Consider the following 13,954-nt stretch of genomic DNA (forward strand, 5'->3'; position numbering starts at 1 on the left):
TGGCTCGGGTTTCCGGCAGGCCTCGAAACTGGCTTAGCCGCGGCCCGCCGTAAACGATCGTTTCCGCGGGCTACCCGTGACTCAAATTGCAGTCGGATTCGTCGTGCTCGGCGAATGCTTGATCCATGGCTTCATTGTGGAGTAGGCGTCGAAAGCTGCAACGGATGCCGCTTCCTGGAGCGCGAACAAAGTTCTTCAGAAAAGTTTTCTGATCAGCCCGTTTTTCGGCTCGGAATGTCGGTGGCCATCGGTTGAATAGGAGTTATGAACAGCGTTGTCACTCACCTCGAAGACCTCGACAGGTCTCTCGCTGAGGCGAGTCGTGACGCGTTCGGTCGCGAAGAGATTCCCGATCTTGCGGATGCCGAGATCGCCGCGCTTCTTGAACTGAGCGGCAGCATCCAGAAACGAATCGAGGGTCTGCAGGTTGAGGCGGCCGTCCAGGTGCTCGAACGGTCTGCACCGATGCGCGACGACAAGCTCACGGCGAAGTACGGATGGTCACGGCCGGTCGACCTCGTGCGGGTGCTGACACGCAGTGAGACACGCGACGCGAATCGCGTGATGAAGGTCGCCAGGTTGTTGAGCCGGGCTCGGGGGATTTCGAACGGCGAGTTCCTTCCCGCCCGTTACCCCGCACTGCGCGAGGCGATGGCGACAGGATCGGTCGGCGTTGCCGGTCTGCTCGCGGCGATGGAGCCGCTGGAGCAATCCCGCCGCCGAATCCTCGACGACGAACGGCTGGAGGCCGACAGGCAGCTCGCCGACGTCGCTCGCGGGATCAGCCGCAGCGCAGACGGCGGTGTGAGCATCGGCCCGTTGCCCACACCGGAAGACCTGCGGATACTCTCGCAAGTGCTCGCCGCCTACCTCGATCCTGATGGTGCAGAGCCATCCGACGAGATCGGCGCGCGCGCCCGGAGTCTTACGCTCGGACGGGAGCGCGACGGCAGCGTGCCTCTGCGCGGAAATCTTCTCCCCGAAGTAGCCGGTCAATTGAAATTGCTGCTGGACAGCATCCTCAATCCTCGAGTCGATGGGCCAGATGATCCGACGACCGGAGTGCACTTCACCGAGAGCGCCGACGAAGAGACGACGCCGAACGGCGATCCGCATACCGACTCGATGTACCTCGACCAGCGGACCAGAACGCAGAAGATGCACGATGCCTTCGCGATGATCATCAACGGCGCTGCGCGTGCGGGCGAGTTCCCGCAGATCGGTGGGGCGTCGCCGACCCTCGTGGTCACCGTCACCGCTGAAGACTACGCAGCGGGCAGCGGGTGGGCAACGGTGCTGAACACCGGCGACCGAATCCCATCGCGCGTGGCCGCGCAGACCGGGTGCTCCGGCGGCATCCAGCGCGTGCTGTTCGATGAGAACGGTCGGATCGCCACCCTCGGCACTTCCGCGCGCATCTTCAACGCCCTGCAGCGCCGGGCGATCACCCTTCGTGACGGCGGCTGCGTGATCCCTGGCTGCACGGTGCCGGCATCCTGGTGCGAGGTCCATCACGTGATCGAGTACGCCGACGGCGGTCCCACCCATACCGACAATGGTGTGCTGCTGTGCTGGTGGCACCACCGCAATCTCCACCTCTCGGAGTGGCGGATCCGCATGAATCGCGGCGTCCCCGAGATCAGGGGACCACTGTGGTGGGATCGCGAGCAGAGATGGCATCCGGCCGGAATCCCGAGCCCGCGCGCTCGAGAACGCGCAGGGTGACGATCGAACCCTACTCCCCGATGATGCGCGCGCCGCGACCTTGTGAGACAATTACTGAACGTACGGTCAGTAATGACGCGCCGCGACGAAGGAGTCGGGATGACCACCGCACCGGAAACCCCCCAACCGGACACGATCAGCGAAGAGCAGCGAAAGTTCGACGAGATCATCGCCGCCGATTCGCGCATCGAGCCGCGCGATTGGATGCCGGATGCATACCGCCGCGCGCTGATCCGGCAGATCGGGCAGCACGCACACTCCGAGATCATCGGCATGCAGCCGGAGGGCAACTGGATCACCCGCGCCCCGAGCCTCAAGCGCAAAGCCATCCTGATGGCGAAGGTGCAGGATGAGGCCGGCCACGGTCTGTACCTGTATGCGGCCGCGCAGACCCTCGGCATCACGCGCGACGAGATGACGACCCAGCTCATCGAGGGCAAGGCGAAGTATTCGTCGATCTTCAACTACCCCACTCCGACCTGGGCCGACATGGGCGCGATCGGGTGGCTCGTCGACGGCGCCGCGATCTGCAACCAGGTCCCGCTGTGCCGGGCGTCCTACGGACCGTACGGGCGCGCGATGGTGCGCATCTGCAAAGAGGAGTCGTTCCATCAGCGGCAGGGGTTCGAGATCCTCCTCGCCCTGATGCAGGGAACGGATGCGCAGCGCAGAATGGCGCAGGATGCCGTCGACCGCTGGTACTGGCCGAGCCTGATGATGTTCGGTCCGCCCGACGGCGACTCCCCCAACTCAGCGCAGTCGATGGCCTGGAACATCAAGCGGTTCTCGAACGACGAACTGCGCCAGCGATTCATCGGGATGTTGGTGCCACAGGCCGAGGCGCTCGGCATCACTCTCCCGGACCCCGAGCTGCACTTCGATGAGGAGAGCGGACAGTACCTCGGCGGCGAGATCGACTGGACCGAGTTCTTCGAGGTGCTCGGCGGCAACGGACCGATGAACGCCGAGCGCCTGCGGGCGCGGCGCGAAGCGCACGAGGAAGGCGCCTGGGTGCGCGAGGCAGCGGTGGAGTATGCGCGCAAGCAGGCTGCGCGCAACGCGAAGGAGGCTGCGTGATGGTCAGCACAGAGACCTCGCCGGAGACCTGGCCGCTGTGGGAGGTGTTCGTCCGCGCGAACCGCGGGATGAGCCACGTGCACGCCGGGTCCCTGCACGCGCCGGATGCCGAGCTCGCGGTGCGCAACGCCCGCGACCTCTACACACGCCGTGGAGAGGGCACCTCGATCTGGGTCGTGCCGGCGGATGCCATCACCACGAGCGACCCTGACGCCAAGGGCTCGTTCTTCGAGAGCCCGGCGGGCAAGAACTATCGTCACGCGGTGTACTACACCGCATCCGAGGGGGTGCCGCACCTATGACCGGCTCCCGCCCGCTCCCGCATGTCACGGTCGACGAACTCGAACTCGCCGCCGAGCTCGCGGGCGACACCGACGCCACCGCGACGAAGGCCGTCGCCGAGTACGCCCTGTGGCTCGGCGACGATGCCCTCATCCTGGCGCAGCAGCTCGGCGGCTGGATCGCGCACGCTCCGGAGCTCGAAGAAGACGTGGCGCTCGGCAACATCGCGCTCGACCTGCTCGGCCATGCACGGTCGCTGCTTCACTATGCGGGCACCGCCGACGGCCGCAGCGAAGACGACCTGGCGTACTTCCGCGATGAGCCGGAGTTCCGCAGCGCCTGGCTCTTCGAGCAGCCCAACGGAGACTTCGCCCAGACGATCGCGCGGCAGCTCGCAGCGTCCGCCTACATGTTCGAGCTCTACTCGGCTCTTCGCGCGTCGAAGGACGCGACGCTCGCCGCGGTCGCCGAGAAGGCGCTGAAGGAAGTCGACTACCACCGCGACCACGCCGTGCAGTGGACGCTGCGACTCGCAGGCGGCACCGAAGAGTCGCGGCGGCGAATGATCCGCGCTCTCCGCGACATCTGGCCGTACGTGGACGAGCTCTTCCGTGACGAGCCGCTCGTCGATGAGCTCGACGGCATCGCCGTGCGTCCGTCGACGCTGCGCGCGGGGTTCGACGCCGTGATCGCCGCGGTCTTCGCCGAGACAGAACTCGAGACCCCCGATGTGCACGCCTCATCGGGTGGCGGGCGACGCGGCAGCCACTTCCCTGCCATGGGGCACCTCCTTGCCGAGATGCAGGTCTTGGCCAGGCAGCATCCGGGGGCATCATGGTGACCATCACGCCTACCCGGCGCGAACACGCCTGGGCGGTCGCAGCCACCGTGACCGACCCCGAGATCCCGGTCCTCACGATCGAAGACCTCGGAGTTCTCCGCAACGTGACGCTCGATCAGCGGAAGGTGATCGTGACACTGACTCCGACATACAGCGGCTGCCCCGCGCTCGATGCGATGCGTGACGACGTGATCCTCGCGCTCACCGCGGCAGGCTTCGACGACGTCGAGGTGCGCACCACGCTGTCGCCGGCGTGGACGACGGATTGGATGACGGATGCCGGAAAGCAGAAGCTCCGCGACTACGGCATCGCCCCGCCGCACGCTCGTACCTCACTCGGCCAAGGACCGATCAGACTGCGCCTCGCGGTGAAGTGCCCGCGCTGCGGGTCGCTCGACACCCGCGAGATCGCCCGCTTCGGCTCGACGTCGTGCAAGGCGCTGTTCGAATGCCGCGCATGCCTCGAGCCCTTCGACCACTTCAAAGTGCTGTGATGAGAACCGCAACGCGCCGCCGAGGACGCTTTCACGAACTCACCGTCTCCGATGTGCGCCCACTGACGGCGGAGAGCATCGAGGTCACGTTCGCTGTTCCTCCCGAGCTGCAGGGAGAGTACGACTATCTTCCTGGGCAGTACGTCGCGCTGCGCGCGCACGTCGAAGGACATGAGGTCAGGCGCAGCTACTCGATCTGCCGTTCACCGGTCGCCGGCAGCATCAGCGTCGGCATCAAGCGCGACCGAGGCGGACTGTTCTCGGTCTGGGCGCACGAGAACCTGAAGCCCGGCGACCGTATCGAGGTGATGAGCCCGGAGGGCACCTTCACCACGAACCTGCCCGACCTCGACCATGCGCACATCGCCGGGATCGCCGCGGGGTCCGGTGTCACGCCCATGATGGCACTTGCCTCCCATGTGCTGGCATCGTCGCCGACCGCGCAGTTCAGCCTGGTCTACACGAACCGCGCTACGCAGGACGTCATGTTCCTCGACGACCTCGCCGACCTCAAGGACCGCTACCCGGCGCGGCTGGCGCTGCACCACGTGCTCTCCCGCGAGCAGCGCACTGCGCCGCTGCTGTCCGGGCGCATCGACGCAGAGAAGCTGAATGCGATCCTCGACGGCCTGCTGCCGCCGAGCACAGTGACCGAGTGGTTCCTGTGCGGACCGTTCGACCTCGTCGCCCTCTGCCGCGAGACGCTCGAGCGCCGTGGGGTGCGGCATGACAGCATCCGATTCGAACTGTTCACGAGCGACGCCGACGGCCCGCGCATCGATCGAGGACGACCCGTCGCCATCAATGAGGGCGACGAGGTGCGAACGATCGAATTCACCCTCGATGGCCTGTCATCGACGGTGGAGTCTCCGGTTCCGGCGAACGAGGCGATCCTGGATGCCGCGCTGCGCGTGCGCGGCGATGTGCCGTTCGCGTGTGCCGGTGGGGTCTGCGGCACGTGCCGCGCGCGGCTGATGGAGGGCGAGGTGCGCATGACGCAGAACTTCGCGCTCGAGCCCGACGAGATCGAGCGCGGATATGTTCTGACCTGCCAGTCCCACCCGACGACCGAGCGGGTCGTCGTCGACTACGACACCTGATCATCCCGACGAAGGAGCCTCATGATCGATCTGACCATCGCCGACGGGGTCGCCCACGTGGTCCTGAACGCTCCCGAGAAGCGCAACGCGCTCGACGTCGAAGCGTTGACCGACCTCGGTGACGCGTACGACGCCGCCGAAGCCGCAGGTGTCCGCGCACTCATATTGCGCGGCGAGGGCGCCGGATTCTGCGCCGGGCGCGACATCGCCGGCGTCGACCCGTCCACCGATGATGTGACCGACTATCTCGACAGCCGCGTCACCCCGCTGCTGCAGAAGATGTCGTCGTTTCCCGCGCCGACGTTCGCCGCGGCGCACGGCGCGTGCCTCGGCGTCGGACTCGGCCTGCTGATCGCCACGGATGTCGTCTACATCGCCGACACCGCGAAGGTCGGGTCGCCATTCGCCGCACTCGGCGCGACGCTCGACTCCGGTGGTCACGCGCTGTTCTTCGAACGGCTCGGCGCGCACAAGACGCTCGACCTGATCTACACCGGACGCCTCATGAGCGGCGCCGAGGCCGTGCAGTCCGGTCTGTTCTCGCAGGTGTTCCCTGCCGGCGAGGTCGTCGCGGCGACGGATGCCGCAGCATCCCGCGCCGCCACCGGCGCGACGCAGGCGTTCCTCGCGAGCAAGCGCCTTATCGCCCGACTGCGCGACGAGCGTCTCGCGCTGTGGGATGCCGTGGCAGAGGAGAACGCGAATCAGGCGTCGCTGCGCGACACCGCCGACTACCGCGAAGGTTTCGCGGCGTTCCAGCAGAAGCGCAGGCCCGAGTTCACGGGGCGCTGAGCGTCTGCGCCGCCCGGCCGGTGCTGCGCGACTGCACCACCCCGACGATCGCGGTGGCGAGAGTCCCGGCCCAGCCGATGATGGCGATGATCAGGGCGACGGCGAAGATGTTCGATGACGCGTCGCTGCTCATGACGCCCCAGGTCGAGAGCACCGAACCGAACGGCGGCGAATCCCCACCGTCGACGAGCGTGAACATCATCACCAGCAGCGCACCCCAGGTCACCCAGCTCGCGACGTCGTAGAGCAGCCGGGTACTGCGGGCCGCCTTCGCGTCGCGGTCGAAGAGGACGATGATCGGGGCGATGTACATCGCTATGACGACGAGTGGGCCGATGATCATGGCGACCAGCATCATCCACCCCAGCGGCGCACCGAGGAGCCCTCGTCCGAACACCACCAGCGCCGGCAGCAGCACCGGGGCGATCCAGTGGAAGACGCGCACGAACCGACCGGAGAGTCTCATGGCCTCGAGAGTAGCGGATGCCGACCGCTCAGAGCGCGCGGAGGATGTCGTCCACCCGCTCCTTCGCATCGCCGAACAGCATCTGCGCGTTCTCGCGGAAGAACAGCGGGTTCTGCACACCCGCGTAGCCGGACGCCATCGAGCGCTTGAACACGATGACGTTCTCGGCCTCCCAGACACGCAGCACCGGCATCCCTGCGATGGGGCTCGACGGGTCCTCGGCGGCCGCGGGGTTCACAGTGTCGTTCGCCCCGATGACGAGCACGACTTCGGTGGATGCCAGGTCGTCGTTGATCTCGTCCATCTCGAGCACGATGTCGTACGGCACCTTCGCCTCGGCGAGAAGCACGTTCATGTGGCCTGGCAGGCGACCGGCGACGGGGTGGATGCCGAAACGGACGTCCACGCCGCGATCGCGCAGCTTCTGGGTCAACTCGGCGACCGGGTACTGCGCCTGTGCCACGGCCATGCCGTACCCGGGCGTGATCACGACGGTCGACGCGCCGGCGAGCATGTCGGCCACCGACGCGGCGTCGATCTCGCGATGTTCACCGTGGTCCACAGCATCCTTCGCGGGTGCCGCGATACCGAAGCCGCCGGCGATCACCGAGATGAACGAGCGGTTCATGGCCTTGCACATGATGTACGACAGGTACGCACCGGACGATCCGACCAGGGCGCCGGTCACGATCAGCAGATCGTTGTTCAGCAGGAAACCCGCCGCGGCGGCAGCCCAGCCCGAGTAGCTGTTGAGCATCGAGACGACGACGGGCATGTCGCCGCCGCCGATCGAGGCGACGAGGTGCCAGCCGAGCGCCAGCGCGAGCAGCGTCACCACGATCAGCAGTACGAGCGACGGCGCGATCACGTACCAGACCGTCAGCGCCACGAACCCGACGATCGCGCCGAGATTCAGCACGTTCTTGCCCGGCAGCATGAGCGGCTTCGACGACATGCGACCCGAGAGTTTCAGGAACGCGACGATCGATCCGGTGAAGGTCACTCCACCGATGAAGATGCCGATGAAGACCTCGGCATGGTGGATGTCGGCGAGCGCACCGGTGAGCCCGGGCGCGTGCAGGTGGCCGTTCCAGCCGACGAGCACGGCGGCGAGACCGACGAAGCTGTGCAGCAGGGCGATGAGTTCCGGAATGCCGGTCATCTCGACGCTGCGTGCGCGCCACAGGCCGATCACGGCACCGACGAGCATCGCGACGAGCAGCAGAACGAGCCCGACGATCGCCTGCGGCTGCCCCCAGGCTCCCTGCAGCGTGACCCAGATCGTGGCGACCAGCGCGATCGCCATGCCGACCATGCCGTACGTGACACCAGCGCGCGACGACTCGTGTCGGCTGAGCCCTGCGAGGCTCATGATGAACAGCAGCGCGGCGACGATGTACGCCGCTCCCGCGACAGATGCGGAGAGTTCCACGGCGCTCATCGGCGCGCCTCCTTCTCGGCGGAGATGGAGCCCTTCGAGAACATCTTCAGCATGCGGCGAGTGACCGCGAAGCCTCCGAAGATATTGACGGATGCCACGAGCACGGCGACCGCGGACAGGATCTGAACCACGATGTTCTGGGTCGTGATCTGCACGATCGCACCGACGATGATGATTCCCGAGATGGCGTTGGTGACGCTCATCAGCGGGGTGTGCAGCGCGTGCGACACCTTGCCGATGACGTAGAAGCCGACCACGACCGACAGCATCAGCACAGTGAAGTGCTGCGGCAGCGGTGCCGGAGCGAAGACGTTGATGAGGAACAGCGCGGCGATGCCGGCCGCGATCAGCGCGACCTTTCGGCCGGCGGAGAGGCCCTTCTTCTTCTCGGGTTCTGCGGGGGCGGCATCCGGCGTCATCGCCACCGGCGCCGCCGAGACCTGCACCGGAGGTGGCGGCCAAGTCTCCTCACCGTCGCGCACGACCGTCACCGATCGCTGCACCACATCGTCGAAGTCGAGCGTGAGCCGGCCGTCTTTGGCAGGCGTCAGCAGCTTCAGCAGATTGACGAGGTTCGTGCCGTACAGCTGCGACGCCTGGGTGGGCAGGCGCCCCGCGAGATCCGTGTAGCCGAGGATGATCACGCCGTTGTCGGTGACGACACGCTCGTCGGCGACCGAGCCCTCGACGTTGCCGCCCTGGGCTGCGGCCATGTCGACGATGACACTGCCCGGCTTCATGCTGGCGACATCAGCCGCCGTGATGAGGCGCGGGGCGGCACGGCCCGGGATAAGAGCGGTGGTGATGATGATGTCGACATCGGCGGCCTGTTCGGAGTAGAGCTCCGCGGCGCGGCGATCGTACGCCTCACTGGTGGCTTTGGCGTAGCCATCGCTCGAGACCTGCTTCTGCTCCTCGGGAACGATCACCTCGAGGTAGCTGCCGCCGATCGACTTCACCTGGTCGGCGACCTCTGGGCGCGGATCGGTCGCCCGCACGATCGCACCGAGGCTCGACGCGGCGCCGATCGCCGCAAGACCGGCGACACCGGCACCCGCGACGAGCACCTTCGCCGGCGGCACCTTGCCCGCGGCCGTCACCTGACCGGTGAAGAACCGGCCGAACTCGTTCGCCGCCTCGACGACCGCGCGGTAGCCGGAGATGTTCGACATCGAGCTCAGCACATCCATCGACTGCGCGCGCGAGATGCGTGGCACGGCATCCAGCGCCAGTGCGGTGATACCGCGCGTCGCCAGCGCCTGCCGCAGCTCCGGGCGCAGATTCGGGCTCAACAGCGCGATCAGCGTCGCGCCGTCCGCGATCCTCGCGATCTCCGCATCCGTCGGTGCGTTCACCTTCAGCACGATCGGCGACGACCACGCCTCATCGGCGGAGACGATCGCGGCGCCCGCGGCTGCGAACGCATCATCGGGGTAGGCAGAGGCCGTACCCGCGCCCGTCTCCACGGCGATCTCGTACCCGAGCTTGCGCAGGGCTCCGACTGTCTGCGGCGTCGCGGCGACCCGCGCCTCGCCGTCCTGCTCACGCACGATGCCGATGCGCATCATCCACTGCTCCCCTCTCGCGCCGGCGACAGACGGAACGGTCAGCCATCGACGTGCATGAGACGAGACTCTATCGACGGCAACCCGAAGCGCAAGACGATGTTTCGTTCGATCAGATGGAAAGAACTCTGCTTCTTGTCAACTCGCGAAGACGGTCGACCGATGCAACCTCACTCCGGTGGCGTCGCCCCAGCGGGACGCCTGTAGGCGGCGAGGAAGACGTCGAGAGCCGCGTCGACGTGCGCAGCGATGTCGAGCCCATCCCGCGCCGCCGCATCGCCGAGCAGCATGGCGCGGTTGACCGGCTCACCCATCACGAGCCAGTTGAGCTGGGTCGCGGCGAGTTCCGCATCGGCCACGCTGAGCAGATCAGCTGCGTCAAGGCGGCCGATCACTTCGGCGAGCGACCGGATGGCACGCTGAGCGCCATGCTCGTAAAGCTCGCGCGCGAGATCGGGGAACTGCGGGAGAAGGCCGATCACCAGGCGCCTCAGCGCCAGCAGGTTCGGAGCCAGCACTATCGCCAGTTGCTCTCTGAGCACGGGGCCGAGCATGGAACGGGCGTCGGTGCCGCGCACGATCGCCGGCGGCTCGCTGAGCACCCGCTCGCTCGCCGCCCGCGTCTGCGAGCGGACCAGTTCCAAGAAGAGCGCCTCCTTGCTGCCGAAATGGCCGTAGAGGGTTTGCTTCGCGACTTCGGAGTCGCGGGCGATGGTGTCCATCGTGACAGCGTCGTAGCCGTTCGCGAGGAACGCGGCCTGCGCGGCATCGAGGATGGCCTCACGTTTGGCGACGGAGCTCGGCCGCAGTACGCGCTCCCCGCTTGACGTCTTCATACTCAGCAGTCTAGTTTAGAGAAATCATACCGACGAGTCTTGAAACGAGATGACAATGGCCACCCCCGTCATGCAGTTCGAAGCCGATCTCCTGCATCCTCAAGAAGCCGCCGGTTGGACCGTCTTCGAGGCACCTGGATCCGTCGAGGCGTTCGGCACCGGCAAACCCGTGCGGGTCGTCGGCACACTCGACGACATCCCCATCGCCCTCACACTGCTGCCGTCTGGTCGTGGACACCATTTCGGCCCCGTCAAGGCCGCCACCCGCAAGCTGCTCGGAAAGGGTGCGGGCGACCGCGTCATCGTGCGGATCGAGGCGGCGCGGAACGAGGCGGCATCGTGACGATCCTCGCGACCACCCGCGGCGACCGAATCGCGTACGACGACCTCGGACCGGCCGGCGCACCGAGCGTCGTGTTCATCAGCGGCGCCGGTCCCGCGCGCGCGGAGGATCCGATCACCCTCGACACCGCCGAGAAGCTCGCACCTCTCGGTGTGCGCTCGCTCTTCGCTGATCGACTGGGCCGAGGCGAGAGCACTTCGGCCGGCGAGATCGGGCTCGGCGCCCAGCTCGACGCGATCGTGGAGCTCGCCGCGACTGCGCGGGCCGGTGTCATCCTCGTCGGCCACTCCTCGGGATGCGCGATCGCGATGCTCGCGGCACATCGGGTGCCTGATCTCGTCGGCCTGGTGCTGTGGGAGGCTCCGTTGGGACTCTTCCCCGAGGGCGCCCCGGCGTGGTGGAGCGGCGTCAGCACCGCCATCGCCCAGGGCGCGCTCGAGACGGCTGTCGAGCGGTACATGGTCGGGATGCCGCCCGAATGGCTCGAGGAGCTGAAGGCATCCCCCGCCTATCCGGAGATCGTTCTCGGCTGGGTGCCCGACGGCGAGGCCCTGGCGCTCGTGGAGCAGAGAGGAAGCCGTGCGACGCTCGCCGAAGTATCCGCTCCGGTGCTGGCCCTCACCGGCAGCGAGACCTTCCCCGGCATGCGGGAGACCGCTGCGGAGATAGCCGACTCGGCAGCACAGGGCTCTGCCGAGCAGCTGCTCGGCTCAGGGCATTCCTGGGATCCGGACGCCATGGCCGAGCGCCTCGCGCGCGCAGTGCACGAGGCGCTCAGGCCCTGACGCACGCCATCACGACTCGCTGGTGAGCACCAACCCCGAGCCGTCCGCAGCCATGTCCACTCGAACCGAATCCCCGTCGCGCACCCCACCCGAGAGCAGCGCGGTGGCGAGCTTGTTCTGCACCTCGTTCGTGATGAGCCTGCGCAGCGGACGCGCCCCGTACACGGGGTCGTACCCGCGCTCGGCGAGCCACGAACGCGCATCGGGCGTGACGGCGAGGGTGAGCCGCCGTTCACGCAGTCGGGTGTGCAACTGATCGATCGCGAGCTCGACGATCTGGGCCAGGTCGTCCTCCGTGAGCGCCTGGAAGATCACGATGTCGTCGAGGCGGTTCACGAACTCCGGCTTGAACGACTGACGCACGAGCGTCATGACGCTGTCGCGCTTCTCGTCGATCGACAGCATCGGATCGATGAGGATCGGCGAGCCGAGGTTCGAGGTGAGGATCAGGATGACGTTCGAGAAGTCGACCGTGCGTCCCTGCCCATCCGTCAGGCGACCGTCGTCCATGACCTGCAGCAGCACGTCGAAGACCTCGGGATGCGCCTTCTCGATCTCGTCCAGCAGCACGACGCTGTACGGACGGCGTCGGACGGCCTCGGTGAGCTGTCCGCCCTGCTCGTAGCCGACGTAGCCGGGAGGGGCGCCGACCAGCCGCGACACGGTGTGCTTCTCGCCGTACTCCGACATGTCGATGCGCACCATGGCGTGCTCGTCGTCGAACAGGAACTCGGCGAGGGCTTTGGCGAGCTCGGTCTTGCCCACACCGGTCGGCCCGAGGAACAGGAACGATCCGGTCGGGCGCCCTGGGTCACTGATGCCCGCACGCGAGCGGCGCACAGCATCCGACACGGCCTGCACAGCATCCTTCTGACCGATCAGGCGCTTGCCGAGTTCGGCCTCCAGGTGCAGGAGCTTCTCGGTCTCGCCCTGGAGCAGGCGCCCGACAGGGATGCCGGTCCACGCGGCGATGACACCGGCGATGTCCTCTTCGGTCACCTGGTCACCCACCATGCGGCCTTCGCCGTCTTCGGATTCCTCGGACTGCTCCGCCTCGATCAGCTGACGCTCCAGCGCCGGGATCTCGGCGTACAGCAGCCGTGACGCCTTCTCCAGGTTGCCTTCGCGCTGCGCGCGTTCGGCGTCGCTGCGTGCAGCATCCAATCGGGTCTTGAGATCGCCGACCTTGTTCAGCGAAGCACGCTCGCGCTCCCACCGCTCCTGCAGCTCGCCGAGCTTCTCCTTCTCAGCGGCCAGGTCGGCGCGCAGCGTTGCGAGGCGCTCCTTCGAAGCCGCGTCCTTCTCCTTCTTGAGCGCGAGCTCTTCCAGCTTCAGTCGGTCGACGTGACGGCGCAGCTCATCTATCTCGACGGGAGCGGAGTCGATCTCCATGCGCAGGCGTGAGGCGGCCTCGTCGATCAGGTCGATGGCCTTGTCCGGCAGCTGGCGCGACGGGATGTACCGGTTGGAGAGGGATGCCGCGGCGACCAGCGCACTGTCGGAGATCGCCACTTTGTGGTGCGCCTCATACCGCTCTTTGAGCCCGCGCAGGATCGCGATGGTGTCCTCGACCGTTGGCTCGCCGACATAGACCTGCTGGAATCGGCGCTCGAGTGCCGCATCCTTCTCGATGAACTCCCGGTACTCGTTGAGCGTCGTCGCACCGATCAGCCGCAGCTCGCCGCGGGCGAGCATGGGCTTGAGCATGTTGGACGCCGCGACCGATCCTTCGCCGCCACCGGCGCCCATCAGCGTGTGCAGCTCGTCGATGAACGTGATGACCTGCCCGTCAGACTCGGTGATCTCCTTGAGGACCTGCTTCAGGCGCTCCTCGAACTGACCTCGGTACATCGCACCGGCGACCAGCGCCGAGATGTCGAGCGTGATGAGCTCTTTGTCCTTGAGGGATTCCGCGACGTCTCCCGCGACGATCCGCTGGGCAAGACCCTCCACGACCGCGGTCTTTCCGACGCCCGGTTCACCGATCAGCACGGGGTTGTTCTTCGTGCGACGGGTGAGCACCTGGCTGACGCGTCGGATCTCACTGTCACGCCCGATCACCGGATCGAGCTTGCCCTGACGCGCGCGATCGGTGAGGTTGATGCCGAACTGCTCGAGGGCGGACTGCTGGTCGTCTTGCTGCGGCTGTGCGGGATTGGTCATCGTCCCCTCCTGGACTGCTTCTCTTCAAAGTTGAGTGGTGTTGA

General features: G+C 66.9%; 14 protein-coding genes. 9 read left to right on the forward strand and 5 right to left on the reverse strand.

Features of this window, described 5'->3' with window-relative positions:
• The first annotated feature begins 264 nt into the window (after positions 1–264).
• The 7 genes from HDC95_RS07700 (at position 265) to HDC95_RS07730 (ending at position 6,311) form a co-directional block, all read left to right on the forward strand.
• On the forward strand, positions 265–1,725 hold the full coding sequence (locus HDC95_RS07700) for an HNH endonuclease signature motif containing protein (RefSeq protein ID WP_259062743.1): 1,461 nt from the start codon (positions 265–267) through the stop codon (positions 1,723–1,725).
• A gap of 99 nt (positions 1,726–1,824) precedes the next feature.
• Complete coding sequence (gene paaA, locus HDC95_RS07705; protein ID WP_259062744.1) at positions 1,825–2,802, forward strand: 1,2-phenylacetyl-CoA epoxidase subunit PaaA; 978 nt, start codon at positions 1,825–1,827, stop codon at positions 2,800–2,802.
• The gene (paaB, locus tag HDC95_RS07710) at positions 2,802–3,104 is read left to right on the forward strand and encodes a 1,2-phenylacetyl-CoA epoxidase subunit PaaB (RefSeq protein WP_259062745.1); all 303 of its coding nucleotides are present in this window, start codon (positions 2,802–2,804) and stop codon (positions 3,102–3,104) included. The genes paaA and paaB overlap by 1 nt, the downstream gene beginning before the upstream one ends.
• Positions 3,101–3,925, forward strand: coding sequence for a 1,2-phenylacetyl-CoA epoxidase subunit PaaC (gene paaC / locus HDC95_RS07715; RefSeq protein WP_259062746.1), 825 nt, complete (start codon positions 3,101–3,103; stop codon positions 3,923–3,925). The genes paaB and paaC overlap by 4 nt, the downstream gene beginning before the upstream one ends.
• On the forward strand, positions 3,919–4,419 hold the full coding sequence (gene paaD, locus HDC95_RS07720) for a 1,2-phenylacetyl-CoA epoxidase subunit PaaD (protein WP_259062747.1): 501 nt from the start codon (positions 3,919–3,921) through the stop codon (positions 4,417–4,419). Before paaC ends, paaD begins: the two co-directional genes overlap by 7 nt.
• The gene (paaE, locus tag HDC95_RS07725) at positions 4,419–5,519 is read left to right on the forward strand and encodes a 1,2-phenylacetyl-CoA epoxidase subunit PaaE (protein WP_259062748.1); all 1,101 of its coding nucleotides are present in this window, start codon (positions 4,419–4,421) and stop codon (positions 5,517–5,519) included. Before paaD ends, paaE begins: the two co-directional genes overlap by 1 nt.
• A gap of 21 nt (positions 5,520–5,540) precedes the next feature.
• Positions 5,541–6,311, forward strand: a complete 771-nt coding sequence (locus HDC95_RS07730; protein WP_259062749.1) for an enoyl-CoA hydratase/isomerase family protein — start codon at positions 5,541–5,543, stop codon at positions 6,309–6,311.
• Here the strand turns inward: HDC95_RS07730 and HDC95_RS07735 are convergent.
• From HDC95_RS07735 to HDC95_RS07750, 4 genes are all read right to left on the reverse strand, one after another.
• The gene (locus HDC95_RS07735; RefSeq protein WP_259062750.1) at positions 6,298–6,777 is read right to left on the reverse strand and encodes a hypothetical protein; all 480 of its coding nucleotides are present in this window, start codon (positions 6,775–6,777) and stop codon (positions 6,298–6,300) included. The two genes, HDC95_RS07730 and HDC95_RS07735, sit on opposite strands and share 14 nt — an antisense overlap.
• Positions 6,778–6,805: 28 nt before the next feature.
• Positions 6,806–8,218, reverse strand: coding sequence for a Re/Si-specific NAD(P)(+) transhydrogenase subunit beta (gene pntB, locus HDC95_RS07740; protein WP_259062751.1), 1,413 nt, complete (start codon positions 8,216–8,218; stop codon positions 6,806–6,808).
• A complete protein-coding gene (locus HDC95_RS07745) occupies positions 8,215–9,786 on the reverse strand; it encodes a Re/Si-specific NAD(P)(+) transhydrogenase subunit alpha (protein WP_259062752.1) in 1,572 nt (523 codons plus the stop codon). Before HDC95_RS07745 ends, pntB begins: the two co-directional genes overlap by 4 nt.
• Before the next feature lie 167 nt (positions 9,787–9,953).
• The gene (locus HDC95_RS07750) at positions 9,954–10,619 is read right to left on the reverse strand and encodes a TetR/AcrR family transcriptional regulator (RefSeq protein ID WP_259062754.1); all 666 of its coding nucleotides are present in this window, start codon (positions 10,617–10,619) and stop codon (positions 9,954–9,956) included.
• A 55-nt stretch (positions 10,620–10,674) separates the two neighbouring features.
• Between HDC95_RS07750 and HDC95_RS07755 the strand changes: the two genes are divergently transcribed.
• Both HDC95_RS07755 and HDC95_RS07760 read left to right on the forward strand, forming a co-directional pair.
• The gene (locus tag HDC95_RS07755) at positions 10,675–10,962 is read left to right on the forward strand and encodes a DUF1905 domain-containing protein (RefSeq protein WP_259062756.1); all 288 of its coding nucleotides are present in this window, start codon (positions 10,675–10,677) and stop codon (positions 10,960–10,962) included.
• Entirely contained in the window at positions 10,959–11,747 is a 789-nt protein-coding gene (locus HDC95_RS07760; protein ID WP_259062758.1) for an alpha/beta fold hydrolase, read from the forward strand. The genes HDC95_RS07755 and HDC95_RS07760 overlap by 4 nt, the downstream gene beginning before the upstream one ends.
• A gap of 9 nt (positions 11,748–11,756) precedes the next feature.
• On the opposite strand, the gene HDC95_RS07765 is transcribed toward HDC95_RS07760, so the two are convergent.
• Positions 11,757–13,910 (reverse strand): ATP-dependent Clp protease ATP-binding subunit, encoded by a 2,154-nt coding sequence (locus tag HDC95_RS07765; RefSeq protein WP_259062760.1) that lies wholly within the window; start codon positions 13,908–13,910, stop codon positions 11,757–11,759.
• Positions 13,911–13,954 lie beyond the last annotated feature (44 nt).

This window comes from Microbacterium sp. AK031 (assembly GCF_024807145.1).
Classification (GTDB): domain Bacteria; phylum Actinomycetota; class Actinomycetes; order Actinomycetales; family Microbacteriaceae; genus Microbacterium.